The organism is Streptomyces sp. GQ60, from assembly GCF_059758875.1.
The window spans coordinates 1-26,210 of record NZ_JCAXEG010000034.1; the positions used below are offsets into that span (position 1 = coordinate 1).

29 protein-coding genes are annotated in these 26,210 nt (G+C 70.3%); 17 read left to right on the plus strand and 12 right to left on the minus strand.

The genetic code is table 11. The features are described 5' to 3' along the window. Positions 1–210: 210 nt before the first annotated feature. Positions 211–804 carry a GNAT family N-acetyltransferase gene (locus AC6CKD_RS36780; protein ID WP_498333606.1) on the plus strand — a complete coding sequence of 198 codons (594 nt, stop codon included), beginning with the start codon at positions 211–213 and terminating at the stop codon, positions 802–804. 105 nt (positions 805–909) lie between these two features. On the opposite strand, the gene AC6CKD_RS36785 is transcribed toward AC6CKD_RS36780, so the two are convergent. Further along, positions 910–1,509 carry a CGNR zinc finger domain-containing protein gene (locus AC6CKD_RS36785; protein WP_498333608.1) on the minus strand — a complete coding sequence of 200 codons (600 nt, stop codon included), beginning with the start codon at positions 1,507–1,509 and terminating at the stop codon, positions 910–912. Positions 1,510–1,596: 87 nt separating this feature from the next. On the opposite strand from AC6CKD_RS36785, the gene AC6CKD_RS36790 reads away from it, so the two are divergent. After that, positions 1,597–2,382, plus strand: a complete 786-nt coding sequence (locus AC6CKD_RS36790) for an MBL fold metallo-hydrolase (RefSeq protein ID WP_498333609.1) — start codon at positions 1,597–1,599, stop codon at positions 2,380–2,382. Between the two features lie 264 nt (positions 2,383–2,646). On the opposite strand, the gene AC6CKD_RS36795 is transcribed toward AC6CKD_RS36790, so the two are convergent. Continuing rightward, the gene (locus AC6CKD_RS36795) at positions 2,647–3,504 is read right to left on the minus strand and encodes a class I SAM-dependent methyltransferase (protein ID WP_498333611.1); all 858 of its coding nucleotides are present in this window, start codon (positions 3,502–3,504) and stop codon (positions 2,647–2,649) included. A 117-nt stretch (positions 3,505–3,621) separates the two neighbouring features. Here AC6CKD_RS36795 and AC6CKD_RS36800 point away from each other — a divergent pair, with 117 nt between their 5' ends. Continuing rightward, on the plus strand, positions 3,622–4,209 hold the full coding sequence (locus tag AC6CKD_RS36800; protein ID WP_498333613.1) for a TetR family transcriptional regulator: 588 nt from the start codon (positions 3,622–3,624) through the stop codon (positions 4,207–4,209). Positions 4,210–4,305: 96 nt separating this feature from the next. On the opposite strand, the gene AC6CKD_RS36805 is transcribed toward AC6CKD_RS36800, so the two are convergent. After that, positions 4,306–4,683, minus strand: a complete 378-nt coding sequence (locus AC6CKD_RS36805) for a beta propeller repeat protein (RefSeq protein ID WP_498333614.1) — start codon at positions 4,681–4,683, stop codon at positions 4,306–4,308. 906 nt (positions 4,684–5,589) lie between these two features. Here AC6CKD_RS36805 and AC6CKD_RS36810 point away from each other — a divergent pair. Together AC6CKD_RS36810 and AC6CKD_RS36815 are read left to right on the plus strand one after the other, a co-directional pair. Continuing rightward, complete coding sequence (locus tag AC6CKD_RS36810; RefSeq protein ID WP_498333616.1) at positions 5,590–6,111, plus strand: DUF4396 domain-containing protein; 522 nt, start codon at positions 5,590–5,592, stop codon at positions 6,109–6,111. Positions 6,112–6,256: 145 nt separating this feature from the next. Beyond that, on the plus strand, positions 6,257–6,667 hold the full coding sequence (locus tag AC6CKD_RS36815; RefSeq protein WP_498333618.1) for a four-helix bundle copper-binding protein: 411 nt from the start codon (positions 6,257–6,259) through the stop codon (positions 6,665–6,667). Between the two features lie 16 nt (positions 6,668–6,683). Here AC6CKD_RS36815 and AC6CKD_RS36820 read toward each other — a convergent pair whose 3' ends face one another. Next, complete coding sequence (locus AC6CKD_RS36820) at positions 6,684–7,211, minus strand: hypothetical protein (RefSeq protein ID WP_498333620.1); 528 nt, start codon at positions 7,209–7,211, stop codon at positions 6,684–6,686. Beyond that, positions 7,208–7,354: a hypothetical protein gene (locus AC6CKD_RS36825; RefSeq protein WP_498333621.1), complete on the minus strand. Its 147-nt coding sequence runs from the start codon at positions 7,352–7,354 to the stop codon at positions 7,208–7,210. The genes AC6CKD_RS36820 and AC6CKD_RS36825 overlap by 4 nt, the downstream gene beginning before the upstream one ends. 80 nt (positions 7,355–7,434) lie before the next feature. On the opposite strand from AC6CKD_RS36825, the gene AC6CKD_RS36830 reads away from it, so the two are divergent. Then, on the plus strand, positions 7,435–8,004 hold the full coding sequence (locus AC6CKD_RS36830) for a TetR/AcrR family transcriptional regulator (RefSeq protein WP_498333622.1): 570 nt from the start codon (positions 7,435–7,437) through the stop codon (positions 8,002–8,004). Between the two features lie 677 nt (positions 8,005–8,681). Continuing rightward, complete coding sequence (locus tag AC6CKD_RS36835; RefSeq protein WP_498333624.1) at positions 8,682–9,071, plus strand: hypothetical protein; 390 nt, start codon at positions 8,682–8,684, stop codon at positions 9,069–9,071. Positions 9,072–10,960: 1,889 nt separating this feature from the next. Here AC6CKD_RS36835 and AC6CKD_RS36840 read toward each other — a convergent pair. The 4 genes from AC6CKD_RS36840 to AC6CKD_RS36855 all read right to left on the minus strand — a co-directional run bounded on the left by AC6CKD_RS36840 (position 10,961) and on the right by AC6CKD_RS36855 (position 15,278). After that, entirely contained in the window at positions 10,961–13,390 is a 2,430-nt protein-coding gene (locus AC6CKD_RS36840; RefSeq protein WP_498333625.1) for an FtsX-like permease family protein, read from the minus strand. After that, on the minus strand, positions 13,387–14,067 hold the full coding sequence (locus AC6CKD_RS36845) for an ABC transporter ATP-binding protein (RefSeq protein ID WP_498333626.1): 681 nt from the start codon (positions 14,065–14,067) through the stop codon (positions 13,387–13,389). Before AC6CKD_RS36845 ends, AC6CKD_RS36840 begins: the two co-directional genes overlap by 4 nt. After that, the gene (locus tag AC6CKD_RS36850; RefSeq protein WP_498333627.1) at positions 14,064–14,588 is read right to left on the minus strand and encodes a PadR family transcriptional regulator; all 525 of its coding nucleotides are present in this window, start codon (positions 14,586–14,588) and stop codon (positions 14,064–14,066) included. The genes AC6CKD_RS36845 and AC6CKD_RS36850 overlap by 4 nt, the downstream gene beginning before the upstream one ends. A 366-nt stretch (positions 14,589–14,954) precedes the next feature. Further along, entirely contained in the window at positions 14,955–15,278 is a 324-nt protein-coding gene (locus AC6CKD_RS36855) for a hypothetical protein (RefSeq protein ID WP_498333628.1), read from the minus strand. A 472-nt stretch (positions 15,279–15,750) separates the two neighbouring features. Here AC6CKD_RS36855 and AC6CKD_RS36860 point away from each other — a divergent pair, with 472 nt between their 5' ends. Then, positions 15,751–16,182 carry a hypothetical protein gene (locus AC6CKD_RS36860; RefSeq protein ID WP_498333630.1) on the plus strand — a complete coding sequence of 144 codons (432 nt, stop codon included), beginning with the start codon at positions 15,751–15,753 and terminating at the stop codon, positions 16,180–16,182. 263 nt (positions 16,183–16,445) lie between these two features. Here the strand turns inward: AC6CKD_RS36860 and AC6CKD_RS36865 are convergent, their stop codons facing one another. Continuing rightward, a complete protein-coding gene (locus tag AC6CKD_RS36865; protein WP_498333632.1) occupies positions 16,446–16,592 on the minus strand; it encodes a hypothetical protein in 147 nt (48 codons plus the stop codon). 292 nt (positions 16,593–16,884) lie between these two features. Between AC6CKD_RS36865 and AC6CKD_RS36870 the strand changes: the two genes are divergently transcribed. The 5 genes from AC6CKD_RS36870 (at position 16,885) to AC6CKD_RS36890 (ending at position 21,145) form a co-directional block, all read left to right on the plus strand. Continuing rightward, the gene (locus tag AC6CKD_RS36870; protein WP_498333633.1) at positions 16,885–17,070 is read left to right on the plus strand and encodes a hypothetical protein; all 186 of its coding nucleotides are present in this window, start codon (positions 16,885–16,887) and stop codon (positions 17,068–17,070) included. 491 nt (positions 17,071–17,561) lie between these two features. After that, positions 17,562–17,894 (plus strand): plasmid stabilization protein, encoded by a 333-nt coding sequence (locus tag AC6CKD_RS36875; RefSeq protein ID WP_498333651.1) that lies wholly within the window; start codon positions 17,562–17,564, stop codon positions 17,892–17,894. Between the two features lie 190 nt (positions 17,895–18,084). Next, positions 18,085–18,288, plus strand: a complete 204-nt coding sequence (locus AC6CKD_RS36880; RefSeq protein WP_498333634.1) for a hypothetical protein — start codon at positions 18,085–18,087, stop codon at positions 18,286–18,288. A 256-nt stretch (positions 18,289–18,544) separates the two neighbouring features. After that, a complete protein-coding gene (locus tag AC6CKD_RS36885; RefSeq protein ID WP_498333636.1) occupies positions 18,545–19,381 on the plus strand; it encodes an alpha/beta fold hydrolase in 837 nt (278 codons plus the stop codon). Between the two features lie 393 nt (positions 19,382–19,774). Then, positions 19,775–21,145: a family 43 glycosylhydrolase gene (locus AC6CKD_RS36890; RefSeq protein WP_498333638.1), complete on the plus strand. Its 1,371-nt coding sequence runs from the start codon at positions 19,775–19,777 to the stop codon at positions 21,143–21,145. A 21-nt stretch (positions 21,146–21,166) separates the two neighbouring features. Here the strand turns inward: AC6CKD_RS36890 and AC6CKD_RS36895 are convergent, their stop codons facing one another. Continuing rightward, positions 21,167–22,162, minus strand: coding sequence for an RICIN domain-containing protein (locus AC6CKD_RS36895; RefSeq protein ID WP_498333640.1), 996 nt, complete (start codon positions 22,160–22,162; stop codon positions 21,167–21,169). Between the two features lie 273 nt (positions 22,163–22,435). Here AC6CKD_RS36895 and AC6CKD_RS36900 point away from each other — a divergent pair, with 273 nt between their 5' ends. Beyond that, the gene (locus AC6CKD_RS36900) at positions 22,436–22,942 is read left to right on the plus strand and encodes an RICIN domain-containing protein (protein ID WP_498333641.1); all 507 of its coding nucleotides are present in this window, start codon (positions 22,436–22,438) and stop codon (positions 22,940–22,942) included. 304 nt (positions 22,943–23,246) lie between these two features. On the opposite strand, the gene AC6CKD_RS36905 is transcribed toward AC6CKD_RS36900, so the two are convergent. Continuing rightward, positions 23,247–23,642, minus strand: coding sequence for an ATP-binding protein (locus tag AC6CKD_RS36905; protein WP_498333643.1), 396 nt, complete (start codon positions 23,640–23,642; stop codon positions 23,247–23,249). Positions 23,643–24,589: 947 nt separating this feature from the next. Between AC6CKD_RS36905 and AC6CKD_RS36910 the strand changes: the two genes are divergently transcribed. The 3 genes from AC6CKD_RS36910 (at position 24,590) to AC6CKD_RS36920 (ending at position 26,092) form a co-directional block, all read left to right on the plus strand. After that, on the plus strand, positions 24,590–24,922 hold the full coding sequence (locus AC6CKD_RS36910; protein ID WP_498333645.1) for a MerR family transcriptional regulator: 333 nt from the start codon (positions 24,590–24,592) through the stop codon (positions 24,920–24,922). Between the two features lie 235 nt (positions 24,923–25,157). Further along, on the plus strand, positions 25,158–25,436 hold the full coding sequence (locus AC6CKD_RS36915; RefSeq protein ID WP_498333647.1) for a GlsB/YeaQ/YmgE family stress response membrane protein: 279 nt from the start codon (positions 25,158–25,160) through the stop codon (positions 25,434–25,436). 179 nt (positions 25,437–25,615) lie between these two features. Then, entirely contained in the window at positions 25,616–26,092 is a 477-nt protein-coding gene (locus AC6CKD_RS36920; protein WP_498333649.1) for an ATP-binding protein, read from the plus strand. Positions 26,093–26,210 lie beyond the last annotated feature (118 nt).

Genomic DNA, 26,210 nt, shown 5'->3' on the forward strand with positions numbered 1-26,210 from the left:
TGCACGGCGGGTTCGGCGAGAGGTCCGGAGAAACGGACCGGGAGCAATCCCGGCACCGCGCTCCGGGCCTACTCAGCGGAGCCGTCACGGAGCGTCCTCCCAGCGTTCGAACGCGAGGCGGCAGGGTCCGACGGTGATCGATCTTGACGTGCCCGCCGTCTGTGCTGTCGAGTTCACGGTGAAAGTGGCGTCAGCGCATAGGGGATCGACATGTTCATAGCGGAAGAGCGCGTTTTCGATCCTGTTGAGGTGCTGAAGCTCTACGACGCGGTCGGCTGGGAGGGTTACACCAGCGACGTCGACAAGCTCTGTCGCGGTCTTGTGAACTCTCACCGCGTCATCACGGCACGAGACGGATCGGGATCCCTCCTGGGACTGGCCCGGACCATCTCCGACGACGAGCACATCTGTTACGTCCAGGATGTCGTGGTCAATCCGGCGAACCACAGGCAGGGGGTTGGCCGGGCGCTGGTCGAACACCTGATGCGGCGCTACTCCCACTGCCGATTCTTTCTCCTGTCCACGGACCATGAGTTGTCGCCAGAGGGCAACCGCAACCACGCCTTCTACCGGAGCCTGGGCTTCCTGTCCTACGCGGAAAAGGAGATGGCAGGGTTCGGACTGCCGAGGAACCGCCCCGACCTGCGCGATACGGCTGCGCAGGCAAAAGAGTTGCCGCTTGATCTTCTTGATGCGGTTGACGGCGCCCTCGATGCTGCCGGAGCTCCAGTCGAGAGTGAGCCCAGCTGTCACGGCGTCGAGGTCTCGGAGCAGGTGGAGTGCGAAGCCGGTGAGACCCGGTAGCCGGCTGGCGTCGACTGCGTCGACCCAGGTGGGGAGTGTGGAGCCGAGACGGTCGGCGAGTATCTCGCCGAAGTCGCGGACGTGTCCCGCGGCCCGGTCCGTTGGTCAGTCCGCTTCCGGCTGGGCGCGCCTGGCGTAGGCCCGGGCGGCGCGAGCGCGGTCGCCGCAGCGGGTGGAGCACCAATGGCGGCGGCCGTGGCGCAGCAGGTAGCGATTACAGGGGGCGGAACCGCAGCCGGTGAGTCGGTCGGCGTCGGGGCCGGTGAGGAGGTCCGCAGTGTTTGCTGCGAGCGTCGCGAGAGCGCGGTCGAGGATTTGGTCGGTGGGGCACGGCGTCGCACGGTAAGGGCCGGTCTCCTCGTCCCAGCGCAGCAGGGCCGCCGTGGGGGCTCCGCTCAGCGCGTTATTGAGTGCGGACAGTGCACCGGGCGGGGCGGTCACCCCGGCGACGCGGGCCGCGAACAACTCCCTGAGGTGTCCCCGCAGCGAGCGCAGCTTTGCAGCGCACACCTCCTGCACTCCGGCATCGGTCGGCGCAAGGCCGTGGTCGGCGAGCCACCGGTTCGTCGCCTCGGGGGTGTCGAGCAGGTCGATGACGTGCCCTCCGGGCAGCGCGATGGCGCTGTTGGCGAAGTCGAGGGCGAGGAAGTCCGCTGCTCCCGGAGCGGGCGGCGGCAGGGTGTCGACGGTCAGGGTCTCGCTCATGCCTCTCATGGTACGGCTTGCCTTCATCCGTGAGATACCGCTACCGTCCCTCACGGATCAACCGCTACTCATCCATGAGGTTTCTTGATGGCTGTCACCAGCACGACGACTGAGCAGATCCCCATCCGCGTCCTCGGCGGCCCGACCGCCCTTTTCGAGTACGGCGGCCTGCGATTCCTCACAGACCCGACGTTCGACGCACCCCGCGACTACGACGTGCCAGGCGGCCGGCTGACCAAGACGGCGCCCGCCTCCGCTGCGCCAGCAGCCCTCGGCCCCATCGACGTGGTCCTGCTCTCCCACGACGAGCACCCCGACAACCTTGACGCCTCCGGCCGGGCATTGCTCGCCGACGTCCCCCTTACCCTGACCACGCCCGGGGCCGGACAGCGCCTGGGGACGGGGGCCAGGGGGCTGGCCGACTGGGAGTCGATCGACCTCGACCGCCCTGACGGAGGCACAGTCACCGTGACGGGCGTACCTGCCATCCACGGTCCCGGAGCCCGCGAGGAGGTCGAACCGATCACCGGCCAGGTCGTCGGATTCGTGCTGACAGGAACGGACCTGCCCACGATCTACGTCAGCGGTGACAACGCCTCGCTCGACCTGGTCACGGAGATCGCCGACCGCTTCGGCCCGGTGGACACCGCCATCCTTTTCGCCGGGGCTCCTCGATTCTCCGTCCTCTTCGACGGCGCGCCGATCGTCCTGGACAGCGCCCAGGCCGCCGACGCCACCAAGATCCTCGGCGTCCGCCGAGTCGTTCCCGTCCACTACGACAGCTGGGCCCACTTCACCGAGGGCCGAGACGAACTGGAAGCTGCCTTCGCCAACGTCGGGCTGAGTGACCGCCTGGACCTTGGCAACCGCTAAGGGGGCACGGGGCGACTCACCGCTCCGCCAGCTCCGCCTGCCGCACCAGCGACGCCCGCAAGGCGCCTCGCGTCGACGCTGAAGGGCCCTTCTGGCTGTGGCAGTCATCCGGGGCGCTCGAGCGTTCGCCGTTGCGGCGCCCACGTCGGAGGCATGGCAATACAGCAACGCGCTGTTCGTCGCCCTCGATGCTGCGGAGCCGCCGGCCGGACCGGTCTCTCCGACGGGGCTGCTTCTTGGACGGCTGCGGACCGCGGGCGGCGGTCAGTTCCGCGTGGCCGTGCCGCGTACGGCGGTGACAAGCCAGGAACTGCTGCGCAGCCACACCGCGCCGTTCGTCTCATGGCGCTGGAGCGCGGCCGTCAGCGCCTGGCGTGCCTCGTCCTGCTCGGGCGGGGTCACCTGGTCGAGCAGGTGGCGTCCCGGACCGGAGTCCAGCAGGAACGCCGCCGCATCCGCCGCGTCAACGCCCCACTTCCCCGGTACCTCGATGCGCCGCACGTCGACATCGGTGAACCCGGCGGCGCCGAGCAGGTCGCGGATGCGGTCGGGATCGGTGAGCGAGAACATGCCGGGGCCGGCGGGCTTGCCGAAGCCGCCGAGCGGCAGGATGCCCTTGAGTGAGGCCAGCGCTGCAAGCCACTCGTTGGCCTCGGCCTCGGCCGCGCAGATGAAGGCCAGCCGGCCGCCGGGGCGCAGCGCGCGGTGGAGGTTGGCGAACGCGGCGACGGGCTCGGTGAAGAAGGTCATGCCGTACCGGCTGATGACCGCATCGAAGCCTTCGGCCTCCAATGGATGGACCTGGGCGTCGCCCTGGACGAAGGAGACGTTCTCCACCCCTTCGCGCAGGGCGCTCTCGCGGGCCTTGTCCAGCATCGGAGCCGACAGGTCCAGTCCGAGCGCCCGGCCGACGCCGGCGCGCCGGGCGGCGAGGCGGGTGGTGCGGCCGGCCCCGCAGCCAATGTCCAGGATGGTGTCGGTTGCGGAGATGGCAGCGGCGTCCAGGAGGGGCTGGTTGAAGCCGTCGTTGACGGCGTCCCAGCGTTCCTGGCTGCGGGCCCACTGCGCGCCCTCGTATCCGTTCCACGCCTCGGCCTGGGTGGTGTTGGCGAAGTGCCCCATGGGTGCACTCCCTCCCGCCGGGGCGCGGCATGGCGCCCCAGCCCTAGTATGGGCAAGTGCCCAAACAGTATGGGCGTTCGCCCATACATGCAATGGGCCAAGCGGAAAGGGGCTGTTGTGTCACCTCGTGGAGTGGCGATTCCGGATTTGCGTGAGCGGCTGTTCGCGGCTGCGGAGCGGGTGGTGGCCCGCGACGGCGCCGCCGCCCTGACCAGCCGCGCGATCACCGCGGAGGCGGACTGCGCCAAAGGCGTCCTCCATACCCACTTCGCCGGCCTGGACGAGTTCGTCGCCGAACTGGTCCTTGACCGCTTCGCGCGAAGCGCCCGCCAGGCCGAGGCCCTGCAGGCCAAGGTGGGGCAGGCCACGGTTGCGGACAATCTCCAAGCGGTCGTCCTGGCCCTGCTGGACTCCCTGCAGCCCGCGGTGGTGGGACTGGCGATGACCCGCCCGGCAGCCGCGCTCCACGCCCGAGAGGGCCTCCAGTCCGGCGCGCCCGCGTTCGATGCGATCCAGCAGGCTTTCACCGCCTACCTGCAGGCGGAGCAGCGCGGCGGCCGGCTCCCCGGCGGCGCCGACGCCGCCACCATCGCGCTCGCGCTGGTCGGCACGACCCACCACCTGCTGATGACCCGCAGTCCCGGACCTGGTGAGGACATGAAGGAGGCAACGGAACGACTGCTGTCCGTACTCATCAGCTGCTGAGCTGCCGCCGCTCCGCCGTAGCCCTCGGTGCGGAGGGTCTCCCCGTGTCCGTCCCTGGGGACCGCAGGCTGTCTGTAGGGCGGGCCCCTGGCGGGTTCACTCCGGCAGGGGCCTCAGGAGCGCCCTTCGGTCGGGTGAGTGTCCGGTGTTCGTATGGCCGCCCCGGTACAAAGTGGTCCAGGTGCGGCCGCCGTCCTTGGACTCGTGGACGGCGTCGTTGCTGTCGGCGGCCAGAAGGTGGTCGGGGCCGGCCGCGGTCAGCACAGTGCCCTGCACGCCGTCCGGGAGGCGGCCGTCTTCAGTCCAGGAGGGTCCCTCGCCACCGGAGAGGTCCTTGCCGTCCGGGGTGAGGGCGATCAGCTGGTCGGGAGCCGGCTGCTCCACGGCGGCCAGGGCCGGTGCGCCGGGAACCGGCTCGAAGGTGGCGCCGCCGTCGGCGCTGTGCAGCAGCCCGTCGCGGCTGGTCGCCCACACCTCCTGCGGGCTTCCGGCGTGGGCGGCGAGGTCGCCGGCCTGGATCTTGGCGCGCCGTTCCCGCGTGGCGCCGGAGTCCTTGCTGGCCCAGGCCTGAGAGCTCTGGCTGTCGAGGCCGTAGAGGAGGGAGCCGGCCTGCCGGAGGGAGTGGAAGTCGGCTTCGCCCGCGGGCGGAGACGGTGGTCCAGGTCTGGCCGGCGTCGGTGCTGCGGATCAGGCCCAGATGCGGTGAGGTGGCGGCGGGGTCGGTGGGTGAGGGGTGGCCGCTGGCGAGGAAGGTGCACGGCCCGGTGACGGCGAAGCCCATCGTGTCCTGGTAGCGGTCGGCGATCCGTACGGTGCCGGTCGGGGTGAGGCGGAAGACGCCGAGGTGCCCGGCGGCGTACAGGGTGCCGTCGGCCGGGTCGACGCCGAGACCGTGCAGGTGCCCGGTCCCCGGATCGGTATCGCTCGTCGCGCCGGCCTTGCCCTCTGCGGGCGTGATGCCGGGACTCGAGCCCTCGCCCTCATGCGCGGCGCAGTGCCCGCCGGTTGAATCCGCCACGACAAAGGGCACCGCACAGCCACAGCACGCCGGCAACTGACCAAAAGGAAATCGAGAGGGCCCGCCGATACCCATCGGCGGGCCCTCCCCGGGCGGCACGCAGTGGCACGGAGCCAGGTGCGGGGTTCCCGTGTCCCTTGTGCCTGGACCCGATCGCGGCCCCCTGTGTCTGAGCAAGCCAAGCCCGCACCTCCATGCCGCCCGCAGGCCTTACGCCCCGGGCGAGGACCCGACCGTTGCCGGGGCGTGAAGGCTTGATGCCGGATCCGCGATCCCCCTTGCGTATACCCCTAGGGGGTATACAGTGAATGTTGTGAGCCCGCGGGGGCGGGTCACACTGAATGGGATTGGGGATGACGGTCATGGACCACAGCGCACACCACACAGCCGCCGCACACGACCACGCCGCGCACCAGGCGCACGCGGGTCACGGTGGGCATCAGATGGGCGGGGTGACGTGGGGGGCCGCGGCGAAGGCGACGCTGCACTGCCTGACCGGATGTGCGATCGGCGAGATCCTCGGCATGGTCATCGGTACCGCCCTGATGTGGGGCAATGTCCAGACGATGGTCCTGGCGATCACCCTGGCGTTCCTCTTCGGCTACTCGTTCACGCTGTTCGCCGTCCGTCGGGCCGGCCTGGACTGGAAGAGCGCGATCAAGGTGGCGCTGGCCGCAGACACCATCTCGATCGCGGTGATGGAGCTCGTCGACAACGGCATCATCGCCCTTACGCCCGGAGCGATGGACGCCCACCTGTCGGACGCGCTGTTCTGGACGGCACTCCTGGGTGGCTTCGCCGTCGCCTTCGTGATCACCACGCCGGTCAACAAGTGGATGATCGGCCGCGGCAAGGGCCACGCCGTCGTCCACGCCTACCACTGACCCCGGCTGTACGGCACCACGCCCGGCCGCACCCTCACGGTGCGCCGGGCGCCGTCGCGTCCGAGGGTGTTGGCTTGGAGGTACCGGGGGCTTCGACGGCGGCCGCCCTGGATCCGCCGGCCCGCGGAGAACGGAGGCACCGACGATGTCCAGCACCGTCAAGGACATGCTCGCCACCTACCCGGCCGACCTCGGCGACATCGACCAGGCCAAACTCACCGCCTGCATCGAAGCGTGCATCACCTGCGCGCAGGCGTGTACCGCGTGCGCGGACGCCTGCCTCTCCGAAGGCATGGTCGGCGATCTCGCCAAGTGCATCCGCACCGACATGGACTGCGCCGACATCTGCACCGCAACCGCCGCGGTCCTGTCCCGCCACACCGGCTACGACGCCAACATCACCGCTGCGATCCTGAAGGCGTGCGCCATGGTCTGCACAGCGTGCGCCGACGAATGCGGACACCACGCGGACATGCACGAGCACTGCCGCATCTGCGCCGAAGCCTGCCGCTCCTGCGAGCAGGCGTGCAACGAACTCCTCGGCGCCCTCGGCTGACCGGACCGTCGGCAGGTCAGCGCGGCTGCGGGATCTGCTGGCGCTGGCGGCGGCGCCCGTAGCGGGTCACCCCGCGCGGCTTGAACACCGACAGGGCGGCCGCCGTGAGCAGCACCAGCAGGGCCGCGGCCGCATCCACGATCAGCCGAACACGCATGCCCCCCATCTCACCGCCCGCCAGGGCAGCCCTCCCGACCGCGTCCGCCAGGTGCCCAACCGGCTGCATGTGGACCACCAACAGAGCGGTTGCGACCACAGTGATCAGGAGCTTCGCGATGACCCAGTAGTGGCGCAGCAACCCCCACGCCGTTCCGAGCGACTGCACCACGCCGGTCAGCAGGCACGCGACGCTGAACGGCACGATCACGTACCAGCCCACCACATCCATGGCCAGGTAGGCGCCCCGCACCGTCTGAGGCGCGCTGCTCGTCAGACCTGTTACGGCCAGGGCGAGGAACGCCGCGACCGCGCCCAGCCAGCCGACCGAGAAGGTCACGTGCAGCGTAAGAGCCAGCTTGCGCAGCCGTGGCGGGAACGGGCTCACGACCCATGTCCCGCCATGCCGCCGCCGGCCAGGTGCACGACCACGAACACCACGACCAGCACGACGGCGACAGTCGCGGACACCTTGACCCAGCGCGGCGCCCCCTCGCCGTCGTCCTCGTGACGCTCCGGTGAGCCTGCCATGACGCCTCCCAGTTTTTCGAGACATCGTGTCTCCATCTGGAACTGAGTGTATGCCCCGTGGACGTCCGTATCCTGGGTGGGTGCCGAAGCTGTGGAACGAGACGATCGACGCGCACCGCCAAGCCGTGCGGGAGGCCATCCTCGATGCGGCCGCTGCACTGATCAATGACGGCGGTCTGCGGGCGGTGACCATGTCCCAACTCGCCGAGCGCGCCGGCATCGGGCGCGCCACCCTCTACAAGTACTTCCCCGACGCCGAAGCGGTCCTCGGCGCATGGCACGAACGGCAGATCGCCGCCCACCTCGACCAGCTCGCCGAAGCCGCACACCGCCCCGGCACCGCCACCGAACGCCTAACTGCAGTCGCGACCGCCTACGCCGACCTCGCCCGTCAGCGCCACGGCGGAGAACTGGCCGCCCTCCTCCACCAAAGCGAGCACGTCAGCCACGCCGAACAGCACCTGACCCGCTTGCTGGAAGCCCTCATCGCCGAAGGCACCCGGACTGCGGACCTGCGCGACGACGTACCGCCCGCCGAACTCGCCGCCTACTGCCTGCACGCCCTGACCGCCGCCTCTACCCTCCCCTCCCAAGCCGCGGTCCACCGGCTGGTCGCCGTCACCCTCGGCGCCCTGCGCCCGCTCACCTGATCAGGTCTCCTGGCAGCAAGGTCGGCGTCGCCCTCAGCCGAAGGCGCTGCAGACGACACCACAGTGCGATACCGCCCACGCTGTGGACGCCGCGCAGACGCATCCGCACTCGGTGCTACCTCCCGCTGCCAAGCCCTCCTCTGGTCGTGAGGCGTGATCTCAGGCAACGTCCGTCGCGACCGTCAAGTAGGAGCGTTGCTGCGGGCAACGCTCCTCGCGGTGGTGCTTGCGCTCTTCGCGATGCCACCACCACACCGCACGGCCCGGACGGCGAATGCGACCACGGCGGAGTCGGAGAAACCTGCCGGGCGGTGCTGTATATCGTCGCTGCCCTGTTCACGTTCGTTCTCAGGCGCGGAGGCGGCAACGGCGTCCTGCGCCGATGGGCAGCACGCACTGGCTCCTGGACCAGCCGCACCGGCGACCCGCCGTCCTTCACCGACTTTCGATCCTGCGCGTCTGAGAGCTGCACCAGCATGACGCCGCACCACTGCTGCCGGCGCGCTTCTGCCTGCTCTCATCCGCCAAGATCTGAAAGGCATGAGCACCGGGATGACGAAGGTGTCCTCTTCAGACCGGCGTCAGCCGTGGGGCCGGCGCCGGATCGCGAGGATCGACGGCCCTGCCGTATCCCCACCACCATGTCTGGGAGGGAGCGTGCGGGGCAGGTGGGGGGCATGAACGAATCCATTGCGAACACCGCCAGCAGCTACTACGTGACCGTCCGCGGGGAACGGTTCACCTGTGGCGGAGTCACCGGCCTGGGGCCCCAGGGAGACCTCGGTCTGCCCGGCCAAGAGCTCACGGTCGTCCTCAACGACTGCGTTCTCACCGACGTCCCCGCGGCGCAGGAATGGGCCCTGTCGGCGGACACCCCGGCCGAGCCTAGCCACATCAAGATCGAGGAAATCCGGCCCGGCTCGGAGGACCCTCTCACCACGTGGTATCTCATCGACGCCAGGCCGGACGCGATCACCGACGACAGCACGACCGCGACCAGCCGCGAAACGCGGATCGGGCGGCTCACCATGCACGCCGCGAAGATTTCTCCGGACATGCCGCAGTGACTTGATGGGGTCATGCGCGCGGGGAGCCCGGGGGACTCGGTCTGGTTCATGGCCCTCCTCGGAGCGGTCTTCTCAGGACCAGAGCCAGCGCAGGACGACGCTAAGCCGCCCTCACTACCCGTGGCCACGTCACCGCAACACCCCCGCCGGCGTCCACAACTTCTGCCCCGACCACGGCGCCGTCCCCGTCTCCTTCCGCGTTCGCTGCGACGCCGTCGCCTGCCGCGCCGAGCATGGCGGGGGCGGCTGCAGGCGGTGCGCCGGCACCTGCTGAGCGGCCGGCGGTGCGAAAGCCGCCCGCGGGCGATGAGGGCAAGGCGCCGAGCCCGGCCGATGCGCCCGCGGTCTCCGGGCCGTCTTCGGGAAGCGGAACGGGCGGCACCAGCGTCCAGGAGACACTGCCACCTCCCCGGCCGCCGGATCCCGAGCTCCCGGGCGGCGTTGTTTTCCGACGGAGCGGCGCAGCGGCCGGCCGCCGCGCCCCCCTCTCGCTCCCGTCCCCCACGGCACGCACACCATGTGCACACATCTCCTCCGTCGATGCCGTAGAGGGCTCCGGCCGGCAGACGACGATGCCCGGCCGAGACGCCTGCTTCGCGGGCGAAGGCCTCGTTGATGGTGAACGGCTTGGGCTTGGCTCGCAGGCGCCGGGTCACCGGCCGTGGGTGTCCTGGCCCAGCGCGGTGACGGCCGGACTGGTCACGCCGTGCGCGGAACGGCACAACCCGGGCCCGCACGCCGGGGGCGGGCGGCCGGGGCGGCGCGGTGCGGGCGTACGAGCGCCGGGCCTCGCTGGTGTTTTCGCGGGCGGCTACGGCGGGGCGATGTCAAGTCCCGACTTTCCGGGCCGTGACCCTGGTCCGCGCGTGGGGCGCAATGGAGTGACGGATGACGCCGAAGGACGGCGGACGGGCCACCCGCCCACCCATATCCGCAGTCCCGATCTCTTCTGAGGAGCCTTTCTCCATGACCGCCACCCGGAGCCGACGCCTCGCCCCCTCCTGATCGCCACCCTCCTGGCCGGCGGAGGCGCCTCGCTCTCCTCCACCGCCTTCGCCGCTCCCACCACGGCAACCGCGAGCGTCACCACCGACACCGACAGCACCCGCACCGTCAAAACCATCACCAAGACGCCCAGGACCATCAAGACGATCCGCAAGGACCCGAAGTTCGGAGACGCGGAACTCGGCGGAGGTGTGGGGGGCTCCAAGGGCCCTCCCATATTCATTGAGGGTGGCACTGGTGGCACTGGTGGCACTGGTGGCAAAGGTGGTGACGGGGATGGTAGGTGACGTGACCGGGTGTGGGTGGACCGCGTCATGTGATGGAGGGACGGCGAGCAGAGGACCATCCGCATTGGCAGGTGACCTCGGCTGAAGCCCGCCCGGTCGGACCCCAGGCCAGCCCAGACGGCCCGCACGCCCCTCGGCCGGACCAACACCACGCCCCGACCGTGTCGCGCCGGTCGGGGCGTGGTGTTGGTCCGGCTGGATCTGGTGGCGGAGGTCAGCGCCGGCCGGGCCGTTGACCGGGGGCGTTTTCCGTCACCCGCTCCGCTTCACGCGGCTGCGCCTGGACGTGACCACGGACGATGTCCCGGGCTTCGGGCAAGGCCCGGCTGCGGAAGCCGGCTGATGGGCGCTTCCTGCCGGCGGTCTCCGGGCGCAGCAAGGCCGTGAGGGGTGCGGGATCCTCGGGCCTGGGCTTGGTTCCCGGCACGTCACAAGGCGGAGGCCGTTCTCGGCCGCCCAGGAAACCGCAATGTACGCAGACGGATAGTTCCACGGCTACCGTCCGACACCGTTCCACGTGCCGAAGGCTGCCTTGCCGTTTCTCGCAGCCCGCTGAGCTCCGCCGGCGTCACGGAGGCTCCTCGCGCGAGCCGTGGGCTACTCGGTGCGCAGGCCGTCGGGACGCATCATGCGCCACAACGGCGGCAAGCTGAGCAGGGCAACCAGCAGGACGACACCGCCGCCGATGCCGGTCATCCACGCGATGCCCGCCCAGTCCACGGCCAGTGGCAGCACCGCCATTTTCAGCAGGATCACGCCGAGGCCCAGGCCGCCGACGACAGCCAGCGCCAGGGCGAGCGTCACCGGCAGCGCGGTCTGCCACAGCACCGACAGCCCGAGCGTCGAGCGCCGGGTGCCGAAGGCGACCAGTACCGACAGCAGCTTCCTCCGCTCGCGGAGCTGCTCCAGCATGGTGACGAGCATGCTCGCGCCGATCAGCAGCAGCACGACGGTCGTGCCGATGAACAGGCCGCGCTTGATGTTCGTGAACTGCGGGGCCGCGACGCTCTCCTCGTAGTACTCGACCCACTGCAGCGGGTCCATCCGCGCCGCCGTGTTGCGAACCCGCTCGGCCGCGTCGCGGTCGGCGGGGTCCAGCTTCGCCAGCAGTTCGGAGCGGGCGTCGCCCAGGTCACCGACCCTGATCGCCTCGGGGGTGGCAAAGATCCCGGTGCCGAAGGACCCTGCATGGTCCGGCACCAACGGGGTGAGCCGGGCGGCGGCCGGCACGGTCCACAGCTTGGGCGCGCCCGGCTTCCCCGACGTCTTGTCCTGCGTCGAGAGGTCGACCCGCTCGCCGGGCGCGGGGAGGTACACGCCGCCGGTCAGCGGGTCCTGGTTCGCCAGGTCGCCGACCAGGTAGACGCTGCCGGGCCGGCAATCGAAGGACTCGACGATCTGGCCCAGGGCCGCGCAGTCCCCGATGATCACGAAGGCGCCGGGGTCCGGAGGCGTGCCGGGCTTGTGCGCGTGGCCAAGGGTGTAGGTCAGGGTCGACAGCACGCCCGGGGTGGCACGGAGAGCGGCCGTGTCCTTCTGCTGCTGGGCCGCACCGGCGTAGTCCCTGCTGAGCCGCATCTCCCCGCGGAGCGGACTGAAGCCGGTGTCCTGGGTGTACCTGCTCTCCAGCCCCGAGAACAGCATCTGCACGGCGATCGCGCCGGCCACCGCGACCGTGATGCCGTTGACCATCCGGGCCGACGCGCCACTGTCCAACTGGATGCGGCGGGTGGCGAGCTGGAGCGGCAGCGGGCCGCCGTGCATCCGTCCGACGACGGTCGCCATCGCCCAGGGCAGCAGCGCCGTCACCCCCACGAGCAGCAGCACGGCGCCCGCCGCGATCCTCGGCTCGTTGACCGGGGCGCCCGGCGAGAGGCCCCCGATCATCGGGGATAGCAGGGCCACCCCGACGACCGGCAGCATCAGCCGCCACCACAGGCGCCGCCGGGCCGTCCCGGTGTTCCGTACGACGCCGAGCGGTTGGATGGAGACCGTACGCAGCGCGAACAGGGTGACGGCGACGGCCGTGACCGGTACGCCGACCACGATCAGCGCCGCCAGCAGGGGGCTCGGGGACACGTCGGACGCGAAGACGCTGATCCGCCACAGCTCGACCGTGCCGATGAGCTGCCGTCCGCCGACGAAGAGTCCCAGCCCCACGGCGAGCCCGATCAGCGCGCCGAACAGGGCCTCGCCGGCCGCGATCCGCCGCGTCATGTGCGCGTCCGCGCCGACCAGCCGCAGCGCGGCCAGCCGTCGGTCACGGCGCTCGCCGCCGAAGCGGACGGCGGTGGCGATGAGGACCGCCACCGGCATCAGCAGCACCACGAAGGTGATGATGACCAACAGTGTCAGGAACGGGCCGAGGGCCTCGGAGAGGTTCGGGCCGCCGATGTCGTCGGTCCTGGTCGGGTTCTCGTCGTCGGGGACGAGGTTGTCGGCCCCCGCGTAGTAGGCGAGTTCGCGTGGGCCGAGGAGTCCCGCCTCACCGATGGTGCCGCTGATCTTGTGGCCGAGGCGCTCCTTGAGCAGGGCCCCTTCGGGCGAAGCGAGCAGCTTCCCGAGTTCGGGGGAGACGAATATCTCGCCGGGGGCGGGCAGTTCGTCCAGGCCGGGCGGGAGCAGCGGACGGTCGCCTTCCGGCTGGACCAGCCGCCCGTAGACGTCCTGGCCCCGGTAGGTGGTGTCGGCCCGGCCGGTGACGATCGTCTCTGCGGCGGGCCGCACGGCCACGCTGTAGGAGGAGGGGGAGTCGTCGCGGGCCGCGCCACGGTCGCCGCGGGCGTTCAGGATGGCCGGGACGGCGGCGGCGACGAGCAGCAGGGCCACGCCGAGGCCGACTCCGACGGCGGTCAGGAGCGTACGGGTCCAGCCCTCACGTCCGCCGCTCACCGCGAACCGGACACCGAAGGCGAGGTCGCGTGCCCAGTCGGCCGGGGAGGCGGGGGACTCCCCGCGCGCCGCCGCACGGCGGTTGTCGAGTTGGCGGTGCTGGGTACGGATGCGTCGCAGAAGTCTGTTCTTCACGCGGCGTGCTCCATGTCGCGGGACTTTCCGTCGCGTACGACGATCTCGCGGTCGGAGTACGCGGCGACGCGTGCTTCGTGGGTGACCAGGACGACGGCCGTGCCGGTGTCGCGGGCGGCCTCGGTCAGCAGGCGCATGACGCGTTCGCCGTTGAGGGAGTCCAGGGCGCCGGTCGGTTCGTCGGCGAAGAGCACGCGCGGGTTTCCGACCAGGGCGCGGGCGACGGCGACCCGTTGGCCCTGGCCGCCGGAGATCTGGCCGGGACGTTTGCGGGCGAGGTCGGCGACCTCCAGGCGTTCCATCCACTCGACGGCCCGGCGCTCGGCCTCCTTGCGCCGGACGCGGTTCAGCCGCAGCGGCAGTGCCACGTTCTCCAGGCAGGTCAGGTCGGGCACCAGCTGACCGAACTGGAAGACGAAGCCGAACTCACCCCGTCGCAGCCGGCTGCGCCCGGCGTCCGAGAGTGTCGACATGGCCCGGCCGTCGTACATCACCTGGCCGGCGTCGGGCGTGACGATGCCGGCCAGGCAGTGCAGGAGGGTGGACTTGCCGGAGCCCGAGGGGCCCATGACGGCGACGACTTCGCCGGAGCGGATGCCGAAGTCGGCGCCGTCCAGCGCGGGGGTCGGGCCGTAGGACTTCCGCAGGCGGGTCGCGGACAATATGGGGTCGGTCATGTGCGGATCTCCGTGGCGAGCTGGCCGAGGCGGGCGGCGGTGAGTTCGAGCCACCGCAGGTCCGCCTCCAGGTGGAACAGGGCGTGGTCGCAGATCAGTTGGTCGGCGAGGTTGCCCTGGGACTTGCGGCGGGTGAGTTCGCGCATCAGGCGCAGGTGTTCGGCCCGCTGGGTGTCGAGCAGTCCCTCGGCGCTGCGGCCGGTCAGCAGGGCCAGCACCACCTTGGTGTACAGGGTCGTCTGGAGGTACGGCTCGGGCTTCTCGGGCTGGGCGAGCCAGCCCTCGACGTCGGTCACCCCGGCCTCGGTGATCGCGTACCGCTTGCGCTCAGGGCCGCCGCCGCTCTCCACCCCGTCGACCTCGACCAGACCGTTCTTCAGCAGCCGGGACATGGTCGAGTAGACCTGGCCGTAGTGCAGGGGGCGGTCCTGCCCGAACCGGTCGTCGAAGGCGCGCTTGAGGTCGTACCCGTGGCGGGGCCCTGACTCCAGAAGTCCGAGCAGGGCATGGCTGATTGACATGCGGCGCACTCTACACGGTGTGTATACATCGCGTGTATAGCTCTCTGGGCTGCCGGCCCTCCCGGCCACCGCCGGGAGCTGACGGGTGCAGGACCCATCGGTGTGCCGGATCGCGTTCGAGACGAGTTCACCTACGACCGGGAGCACGAGGTCGGGGCTTCCCCGGTTTGGTGGGGGCCGGACGCGGGCGGCGTCGGCGAGGAAGGCGCGGGCCGCGTCCCGCGCCTGCCCCATCAGACGGACGCGGCACGCGGGCCCGCCGAGCGGCGGGGGTCCGCTGCGCCCTGGCCGTCGGCCAGGGCGCAGCGAGTCTTTCGGGGTCCTCAACGGTCGTCCGGGCAGCGAGGGCCGTCGTGAGGCGGCACTTCACGCCTTCCAGGTCGTGGTCGTCTCCAAGTGCGGGAAGCAGGAGCAGGAGTCGGCTGTCTGGATCGGCGGTGCTGCCTCCCGGCAACTGGATATCAGCGGCGGAGAGCAACTCGGGCCAGGACAGGGCGGGACCCATTGCGCCCGCTCGAATAGCTCCCGGTGGAACTCCTCGGCCGCGTCGTAGTCCGCACCGAAGAGGAGTTCTTCCATGGCCTCGTCGTGGGCGCACGAGGACAGGTGACCGGGCCGGAAGAGGGGTTCGTCCAGCAGCTCCCGCTGGTGGACGAGAGGGCGGCCTTCGCACCCGGGTATCTCCATCATGCCGATCATCGTGCCGCCTCGCCGAGTACCAGCTACGCCCTGTTCGTGCGTGCGCCGCGCGCCCCGGCCGTCGGGGCGTGGGTGGGTGTCCGGAGGGCGTGGTGCCTTACTCGGTGAGGTGCTGGCGCCGTTTTGGTGACCGGGGTGGAGGGCATGCTGCTCGCGGTCCCGCTGCATCTGCTGGGCTGGGGGGCCGGGAACGTCGGCCTGGAGTAGGCGGGCATTGTCCCGACCGCGCTGATGAGGGCCTCGTACCCGGTTCCGGGGCTGGATCACAGCCTCCCGTCGGGCACGACACCGCTGCTTCCGCGGGGGAGATCCGGCGGGCTGTCGACGTTGCCGCCGGTCCCTGCATCCATTCGGGCGAAACGCGCTCAAAGTGCTGCCCCACGTACCCGAAGGCGCGCCATGGTCTTTCCGAGACGTCGGGCTCCAAGAAGGGGACGGAACATTGCACCTGAGGCGTACCGGAATGATCCTGGGTGCGGCCGCGCTGGTCGTGCTGACATTGCCGGCCAACGCGCACGCCGCGGCCATCGCGTGCGGAGGAGGCGTGTCGACCGGGCGGGTGGCGGTCAACGGCTGCATCAGCGCCGAGCGGGGCTCCCTGGGCAGGTTCCCCACACGGGACATCACGGCGTACATCAAGGCGCGCAACACGGGAAAGAAGGGGCTGAACGTCTCCTACGAGGCGTTCTTCCGCGTCGTTGACGGCGGTCACTGGGAGAAGGTGGGCAGCGGCCGCACCTACCTCGCGCCCGGCGCGGCCATCGACCCCACCGCCGTGGGGAGCACGACCCGGGTATGCGGCCCTGTGAAGGTGGAGATCCGCGTCCACGCCCGGGCCGACGGCGCTGCCTGGAGCGGCTGGTCCCCGGCTGCCACGAAACAGTGCCAGACCTGACCTTCACCGTGAACGCGACCTGATCTCCCGCAGGTTCCGAGCCGACACCGGGGCAAGCCGACGGGCACGCCCCGGCCCGTCGGCCCGGGGCGTGGCCATCTGGCGGACTCACCGGGTGACCGCCCAGGAGAGGTGCCCGCCCCTGCCTGCCCGAGGGTGAGGAGTACAGCTCCGTTCCGACGAGCCTGGCGACCGCCGTCCACGGGGGCGAGCTGAGTGCATCACGCCCGACCCGCGTGCACAGGGGTTCGGGCGGGCGACAGTTAGCGGCGTCCGCGCAGGCGGTTCAGGAATCGTCCGGCCTGGGCGCGTTTCCGGGGGTCGGCGGCGGCCCGCCGGGCCGAGGCGGTCACCCGCTGGCCTTGCGGGCTACGCGCGAACTGCTTGATGCGGGTCAACAACGCGGACATGGCGCCTCCTTGGGGTCGTCAACCTCGTGTACCCCGTGCCGCGGCTGATATGTGCCGCAGGGGATCCGCGACGGCGAGCGTCTCGCCCCGTTGATCTGGCAGCGGACATCCTGAAACGCGCGGGCCACTGAGCCTGGGACACGTGCCTGACCCCATGGGGTGGACGTGGTCGGCGTTCGATCTCCTGCAACTGGACGGCCAAGAACTCCTGCAAGGCCCCTACAGAGCGGCGCGCACTGCTGGAGGCTCTGTTGTTGACCACGCTCTGACGGCCCCGTGGACGCTGTGTCCGATGACGACGGACCGCCGCAACGCCCACGGGTACCTCCAGACGGTCGGCCGCACGGCCCCGCTCCGTACCGAGCTGGTACGCCTGGTCGGCGGCAACCTGACTCCCGCCTCTCCGGGATACCCCTGGGAAGGCCGGCGGTTCACATCGGCACGGGGCGGCCGGGACATCCTCCAGCGTCGGGGGTGAGCACCTGCACGGAGGGGGAGGTGGGGCAGGTGCTCACGGGTTACGGCCGGGGGCCGCTCAGCTTGCCGGCCGCCTTTCCTCGGTGCCGCGTGGCTGTAGCTCTTTTCATATCAAACTGGCATGGAAAGTGACAAGCATCATCATTTGTATCACTTTGTGTGGTGGGCGGGTGATGTCCGGGAAGGGGTCGGCCGTCGGACGTCTGGCAGCACCGACGATGGGCGTCTCTGCCCCCGCTGCGACTCAAGGCCCGCAAGGACGGCAAGCGCGCAGTCACGGTCGCGCTGCCCAGCAAGAGCGTTCACTCCTTCCGGTATCTGGCCGCCGTGGACTACTGGTTCAACGACGACACAGCCGGCGACCGGGACGGTTCCAGCGGCCGCCTGCACACCTGACCTCGGCGCTGCTTCTTTTGGATCAGGTGAAATGCGCGACCGTCGCGGTGCGTGCACGATGGCCGTGACATCACTGTCCCGGTGAAAGGTTCCGTCATGCCCCGAGGGAGCAGTCCCAAGCGTGAGCGTCAGTACGAGCACATCAAGGAGGCCGGCGAGAACCGCGGCATGTCCGAAGGGCGCGCCAAGGAGATGGCCTCCCGCACCGTCAACAAGGAGCGTGCCCAGTCGGGGGAGAGCAAGACTGCCAGCCGCAGTTCTACCCAGGCAAAGTCGGCGTCGCAGCGCGGAGGCCAAGAGTCCCAGAGCGGCGGCGGGTCGTCGTCCGAACGGACCAAGGACGAGCTCTATCAGGAAGCCAAGAAGCGCAACATCGATGGCCGCTCGACCATGACCAAGCAGCAACTCAAAAATGCTCTCGGCCACTGACCTCCACACCCCCTGACCAACCCGACTTGCGAGAGGTGTCTGAGCGGCCACCGAGAGGTCGCGACCCGGAGACCGCGAACGGTCGCGGTCCCGCGAACCATCCGACCTCCAGACCGCAGCAGGCTCGGGTCTGCCGCATCACCGGAAACGCCACGCAGGGCGACGCATTCGATAACAGAGGAGATGCCCCATGTCCGATGACCTGGCCGCCGACAGCATCCGGAAACTGGAAGACGTCGTGGCGTCGAACGCTCTGCCTGAGCACACCGTCGAGCTGCTGCGCGTCTCCCTCAGTCAGGCCCAGACGGCGAAGGCGGCAGGTCACGACCAAGAGGCCCTCACCATCGCCAACCAGGCCCTCCAAACGGCAGAGAACGCCACCGGGGGCCAGTAGTACGGTGCGCTGGTTGCCGGCCGGACCGTCAAGTGTGACCCGGCAGGCTCGTTGCTTCCGGGATGCGGGACGTGAACGGCAGCTTCAGATGCCCGCCCGCGCTCGCGGGGAAGTTGCCAGCGGCGCCGAGGGGCTGTCTGGTGGACGCCAGTTCACCGGCGCTGCAACGCCTCCCGGCCGTTCCCTCCTTCCCGAATGGAGGCCGGGTCGGCAGAAGGGGCGGATCAGTATGGGGACACCGGGAAGGCGGGCGTCTGTGGAGGGCCGGTTCCGCCATCGCGGGGCCGAGCTGGTGTACGACGACGCGGGCACCGGGCCCTTGGCGGTGTACGCGCACGGCGGGCTCGTCAGCCAGGCCGTCGAGCAGCGGATGGACCTGTTCGACTGGGCGCCGCTCCTCCGGGCGGGCCTGCGTCTGGTCCGCTACGACGCACGCGCGCACGGGCGCTCCACCGGCCGGCCCGTTGACGCGGACTACACCTACACCTCGCTCGCCGACGATCTGCTGAGCCTGCTCGACCATCTGGGCATCGCGGAGCCCGTCGGTGCGATCGGCGCGTCGATGGGTTGCGGCACCTGCCTGCACGCCGCCGTCCGGGCACCGGACCGCTTCTCCCGGCTGGTCCTGCTCATCCCGCCAACCGCCTGGACGAGCAGGGAGGCGTACGCCCGGGCCAACCGGAACGCCGCCGACACCATCGAGCGGGAAGGAGTGGCGGCATGGCTCGCCACTCGGGGGGCCGCGCACCGCCCCTCCGTCGTCGCCGACGTCCCCGAGTTCGCTCCGACGCCACATGAGGCGATCCTGCCGTCGGTCCTGCGCGGCCTGGCCACCTGCGACCTGCCGCCGCCCGCCGCGCTCGCGTCGCTGCACTGCCCGGCCCTCGTCTTGAGCTGGGTGGACGACCCTGGCCACCCCGTGTCGACGGCGGTCGCGTTGGCCGACTGCCTCCCAGCGGCCGAGCTCCATCTCGCCCGTACCCGCTCGGACGTGCGGACCTGGGGCCCGCTCATCGCGGACTTCCTTACGCGCCCCGGCCCCCGCCCCGGCCCCCGCCCCGGCCCCCGCCCCGGCCCCCGCCACGGCCGCTGACGCGGTCAGCGCAGGGTGGACTCGGCCGTCAGAAGGTGACTGGCCTGAGTCGCCGCCCTGGTTGTACCCACGGGGAAAGGGGGTGAGGGCCTCGCCGCGTTCCCCCTCGCCTCGCCGATGCCGTCCAGGCGGGCGACGCCGCCGAAGTCACCAAACGTGTAGCGGGATAGCGCACCGCGTTCCGGGACCCGCGGACAGGGGTGCTCGTGCCGTTTCGCCCGTTCTGGCGTTGATCGACCCGTGGACGGCCCGGCCTTCCGCTAGTGGGTTCGCCGGTTGCTGTCGAACCGTCCTCACCGCGTAGGAGGCGGCTCGGCGGGGGAGCGGAACTTGCGGGGCCGCGGATCGTTCGCCGGTGGGACGACATACCGCCCGCCCCGAGGAGGCGACGTCATGGACCGCCATACGCACACACCCCCGACCAGAGGCCGCACGCAGTTCGCGGTCCGCTCCGTACTCGCCGTCTGCGTCGCCCTGGCGGCCTGCCTGGCCGCGCTGCCCGCGCGTGCAGCGGCCGGGGGGCCGGTGCTTGACCGGGATTTCCCCGACCCCGACGTCATCCAGGTGGCGGGTACCTACCACGCGTACGCCACCAACGGGAACGGCCGGAACATCCAGCACGCCACATCGGGCGACCTGACCACGTGGTCATCGGCGGCGGCCGACGCCCTGCCCGTGCTCGGCGGCTGGGCCGCGACGGAGCCCCGCGGCAAAGTGTGGGCTCCGGACGTGTTCGACAACGGCCACGGCTTCACGATGCACTACACCGCCCGCGACGCCGCGAGCGGGACGCAGTGCATCGGCGCCGCGCTGTCGCGCTCCCCGGACGGCCCGTTCGTACCGGTGGGTGAGCGGCCGCTCATCTGCCCGGCCGACGAAGGCGGCGCGATCGACGCGGCCGGCTTCACCGAGGGCGGTCGGCGCTACGTCCTGTGGAAGAACGACGGCAACTGCTGCTCCCGCGATACCTGGCTCCACCTCCAGGAGACGTCCTCGGACGGCACCCGCCTCACCGGCGACGCGGTACGGCTGATCACCCGGGACCGCGACTGGGAGGGTGGTCTCGTGGAGGCCCCCACTCTGGTCCGGCGAGACGGCCGCTACGTGCTGTTCTACTCGGCGGACGCGTACGACGGGGAGCGGTACAAGACCGGTTACGCGGTCGCGGACCGGCTCACCGGCCCGTACACCAAGGGCGCCGATCCGCTGATGACGACCGACAGCTTCTCGGGCGCCGTCGTCGGGCCCGGCGGCCAGGACGTCGTCATCGGCCCCGATGGCCGGGACCGCATCGTTTTTCACGGCTGGAGCGGCCCGGGCCGGGTGCTGTATGCCGCCGACCTGGGGTTCGCGCACGGCCGGCCCGTGGTGCGCAGCAGCAAGGCGCGCCACCAGGCAGAGAACGCGCGCGTGCACCGCGCGATCGTGCGGGCCGCGCCGGGCGCCCAGGGCGGTCGTGCCGTCGGGTACATCGACCACCCCGACAGCTTCGTCGAGTTCGACGTCTTCGCCGCTTCCGCCGGCCACCACACCCTCTTCGCGCACTTCGGCAACGGCTCCTTGGACCACACCGGCGCCCCGGTGGCCTCCTCGCACCTGCTTTCCGTCAACGGCAGCGCTGCAGGCGCCGTGCCCTATCCGCACAGTGGGTGGGACACCTGGCGCACGGCGCGGGCGCCGCTCACGCTGCGGGAAGGCTGGAACACCGTCCGGCTGGGCAAGGGCGAGTGGTACGCCGAACTGGACAGTGTGGAGGTCGCCTGACACCCGCTCGGCCGGGCGGTGTCAGCCCCACCTCTGGTTGTCCCTACCGGCGCATGGCAGGGCCCGCAGCCCTGCCTCGGCGCTGTCGTCGAGGCAGGCGCCCGTGGCTTTGCTGCGGACCTCGACCGACTCGTCGGGCCAGGCACTGACCGCCCAGTTCTGGGACGGGTTGGCGGTACAGGCCGCCGTATCCAGGCCGTCCGGGCCGTGGGCGAGGCAGGCGCCGGTGGCGTGGTTGCGCAGCCGGAGGGCACCGTCCGGCTGCCGGTGCAGGGTCCACCGCTGGTAGCTCATGCCGTTGCAGGGGAAGGTGCGCAGCCGCTTGTCGAGGCTGTGGTCCAGGCAGGCGCCGGTCTGGCGGCTGACGAAGATGCGCACGGTGTCGGCCGGCCCCGGCCCGCCCGTCGCGGGTTCCCCCGTTTCGGATGCCGTTCCGGCTGCTCTCTCGGCTGAGGAGCCTGCCCCGGTGCTGTGAGCGCCGTTGGCCGGGGCTCCGGGCGCCGTCGGCAGGAGGAACCAGGTGAGCCCCGCGCCCAGCACCGCCCCGGCCAGGGCGCCGGCGAGGGTGCACGCGCGGCGGCCGCCCGGCAGCAGCCCCGCCCTGCGCCGCGGCAAGGCGGTCCGAGGGTCCGCGCTGTCGGCCGCCTCGGCAGGTGCCGGAGTGGGTGCAGCAACCTCGGCGGCCTCGACCGCTTCCTCCTCCTCGCCGGCCTCGGCCACTTCCTCTGACCGATGCGCGCCGACCCCAGGCGGTCGGGCCTCGTTGCGCTCGGCGGCCTCCCACAGCGCGCGGTACTCCGCAGATTCGGCGCCCAGTGCCCGGCAAAGGTCTTGGACTACGGTCCAAGGCGGCACGGTCTGCCCACAGAAGTAGCGCGACAGCGACGAGTCGCTGATGGGCATCCGGCTCTCCAGATCGCGCAGCGTGCATCCGGAGCGCTGTTGGAGGGCACGCAGCGCGGCGCCCAGTCGGCGGGCGTCCGTGCTGCGCCGGTCCGTGCCGTCGAGGTAGCTCATCCCTGCCCTCTCACCGGAAGGTCGCCGAGGTGTCCCAGCCGGCGCGCCCTGTCCCGGGATGCGCCCGTCCCCGCAGGTCAGAAGCGTAGGGATCCCGACATAGCCGAAGCAACCGGGACAAGGTTGCCCGCACTGTCAGACCGCCACAAACTCGGAACATCCAGTCGGCGGTTCACCCCACGAGGTGAACACGCGGCTTCCCTCCTTCGCCGCCATGCGGCACGGGTGCGCCCACCGCCGACCCGCTCACCCCGATCGAAAGGTCCCTCAGCGATGCGCTTCGACTCCCGTATGGCCAGGACGCTGTCCACCGGCTTCGCCCTCATGCTCCTTCCCCTGGCCACCGTTGAGAGCGCTGTCGGCGCCGACGCGAGTACCCGAGGGGCGGCCGCCGGCAGGGTGTACAAGGTCCAGCTCAGCAACCGGTGCCTCGACGCGGACACGAACACCATCAACAACAATCCGGCTCGGGCTCAGGTGTGGGACTGCGGCCACACCGCCAACCAGCGTTGGGTCCTTCACGCGTCCGGGGAGGTGAAGGTCGACTTCAACGGCAAGTGCCTGGACGCCGACACCAACACCATCAACAGCAACGGCGGCATCGTCCAGCTGTGGGACTGCAACGGCCAGCCCCAGCAGTCCTGGTACCGGGGTGAGAGCAATTCGATTCGTTCGAAGTTCAACCACAAATGCCTGGATCACGACACCACCCAGAACCGCAACGGCGGGAAGGTCCAGCTCTGGGACTGCAACGGCACCCCGCAGCAGTCCTGGCTCTGACGGAGAGGTCGCAGCGCCGAAGTAGTGGGGTGGCCGCCGCCTGACAGCGGCAGCCGCCGGCAGCGCGCCGTAAAGGCGCCGTTCCCGGATGTGCTCGGGGGCGGCGCCGTCGGCCCTTCGCCGCCCGGCACCAACGTCATCACCGTCGCCGACAGGAGTATCGGGCGAGGCAGTAGCGAACGGCGAGCTGGATGTGTGGGCGTCGGTGATGGGGCGCGCGGTGAAGCTGGGGGCCTCTTGGCGCCTTCGTGCACCTCAGGGTGCGTATCGGTTGACGTCCGCCTTCGAGGGCTGGCTGCCCAGGTCAACGGGGGAGGAGGGCGCGTACGGTCTTGCCGCCCCTGGACCCGGGTGTGACTACGGTGGCACGGGCGAGGCCGTTGACCATCTGCCAGCCGAATCCACCAGTGCCGTCGTCAAGGTCGGGGGTACGCATCCGGGGCAGGCGGGGGCTGGGGTCCTGGACGGCGACCTCGATGACGCCGGGGTGGGCGGTCAGGCGAAGCGTGTATGCGCCGCCGCTGTGGAGAAGGGCGTTGGTGACGAGTTCGGATACGACCAGGACCACACTGTCCGCGCACTCCGGGTCGATCCCCGACGGCCCGAGGGCGTCAAGGAAGGACTGGGCGCTCTGGCGCGCCTCGGCGACGTCGGTCAGAGCGCCAAAGGGTGTGGGCTCGCTGCTCAGTGGGGTGGTCATCGCGCGCTCCGGGTCCGTTGTTGGTGTCGGGCCGTGCCTGCCCGGTCGTTGTCCCCCTTCGAGTAGTGCCTGGGCGTTGTGCCCCGCCCGCAGCTGTCGAATCCAACGACACTCGATTACCTGAGTAACGGGCACCTGAAAATCTATGTTGACCGGAGTAGACATTGGGCTGTGGCGTGGTTATGGTTTCTCTCGTAACCCCGGAGGACCGCAGGGCCCGGCAGAGACGAACTGCCGGGCAGCAGTACACGTAGTACACGTAGTTGCAGTACGTAGGACGGTGCGGTTGCGGAGTGTCGAAGCCAGAGCAGGTGCAGGACGGCGACGGGACTGGCGACCGGACCGGGTGGCCCGCATTGATCAGGGGCCACCATGAAGCAGTACCGCAGTTAACGCAGGTGGCAGTACCCGCAAGTGCAGTACGCAGTACCCGTAGTGCAGGCAGTACCCAGCAGCGAAGTCAGTAGAGCGGTACCTCGGTGAAGGCGCCGGCTGCAGGCGCGCGCACCGGGAAGTTCGGCAGTGGGGTTCTAAGCCAGAGCAGACGCAGGATGGGCGACGGGGCTGGCTGCCGAAAACGTGGCGCTTGGCCAGGCCACCAGCAGTTCGCAGTACAGCAGTAGGCATCTCCAGTAGTAGGCAGTACTGGTAGTACCAGCAGTACGCATTCCCCCGCATAAGTAGTTGATCACGAGGGATGAACGGAGGAGCTCGCGCCATCAGGATCGCCCGGACGGAGTGTTGAGTCCGGGTACCGCAGGACATCGTTTGTGAGGTGGTCTCCGGTCAAGCAATGGCGATCCCCGCGCCTCGGGTAGTAGTCGGGCCAGGCACGCGGAAAGAAGTAGGCCGGCGCAGTTCCAGGGCCGGCAGATGGTGTAGCAGTTCCTTCGGGGCCCTGGTGCCATAGGCGCCAGGGCCCCTCCGTATGTCTCACGAGAGAGGCGATGACCGCAGACGACTCGTTCGGTCGTCTCGATGACGACGACTACCCCGCCTACACCATGGGCCGGGCCGCTGACATGCTCGGCACCACACAGGGCTTCCTGCGTGCCATCGGCGAGGCCCGCCTCATCACCCCGCTGCGCTCCGCCGGTGGGCACCGGCGCTACTCCCGCTATCAGCTGCGGATCGCCGCCCGTGCCCGCGAGCTCGTGGATCAGGGCACCCCGGTCGAGGCCGCGTGCCGGATCGTCATTCTGGAAGACCAGCTCGAGGAAGCCCGGCGCCTCAACGCCGAGTACCGCACCGCAACCGCGGGCCCGACGGCCGCGGCCTGAGACGGCGTAGCCGTTCTCCTCTTTCCTGCCCACACCCTGCCCGGGACGCATAGCGTTCCCGGGCCACTTCGTGCCGTGGCCCACTCCGCCTTCGCGGCATCCTCAGAGTGACGGCGCGCAGCCCCGCTGGCTCAAGCGAGATGATCAGGAGCTTCGGACGTTTGGAAGCCTCGGCTTGGTGCAGACGATCGTTGACAGCTGACATCGGCTTTACTCATCGAGGTAGGAGAAGCGCATGGGCATCATTGCTTGGATCCTGATTGGACTGCTCGCGGGCTTCATCGCGAAGGCGCTGATGCCGGGCAATGACCCGGGCGGGATCATCATCACCATGCTCATCGGTATCGCCGGCGGTCTGCTCGGCGGATTCCTCGGCAAGGTCATCTTCGGGGTCGACTCGATCGACGGGTTCTTCGAACTCTCGACCTGGATCGCCGCCATTATCGGCTCGGTCATCCTTCTCGCGCTCTACCGGCTTGTCACCGGGAACAAGCGCCACCGCAGCCACGCCTGACCGCCCCAGCACCTGCTCCGACCAGAAGCGGCTCCCCCCTCACCTGAGGGGGGAGCCGTCCTGCTGTTCCAAGTGCCCGGGGCGGTCAGTTCTTCGTTTTGTGCTCTCGTGTAGGGATGCCGTTTCGGGGTATCCGGGCGGAAGCAGCCGTGTGGCTTGCTCAGGATGAAGGTGTCGATATGGCTGCTGTGGTGTTGTCCCAAGGCGGGTGTGAGCTGCTGTTCCGCCGTCCGATCGTCTGGGCCATGGCCTTGGACGGCAGTGAACCGATTGCTGACGCCAGGCGTGCTGCCCGCAGTTTCATGACTGACGTGCAGGCGGTTCACGGGCTTCCGGTGTCGGACCGTGCGATGAGCATGGTGGAGCTGGTGGTCAGCGAGCTGGTCACCAACGCCTACAAGTACGCGCCGGGGCCGTGTCTGCTGGAGCTGGAGGTCAGCGGGGGAGTGGTGGAGATCAGCGTGTGGGATACCGCCGCGCAGCTGCCCGCGGTGAGCGCGGCTGATCCGAGCCGGGTCGGGCAGCACGGGCTGGAGATCGCAATGGCGGTGTGCCGCAGTTTCGAGGTACGGCGCGAGCCGGTGGGCAAGCGGGTGAAGGTCACGATAGGGCTGGCTGACGACCCCGGCGGTGACCGGGCCGGGCGCCTGCCGTGATTCATGCCGGCCAGGCTCTTGCCACGCGGGCGAGGCAGCGCTTCAGCCGGTCGCGGTGCCGGTTCTGACTCGCGATACACCCCGGTCAGAGAGGGCTCCGCGCGAGCCTGCCGATGAC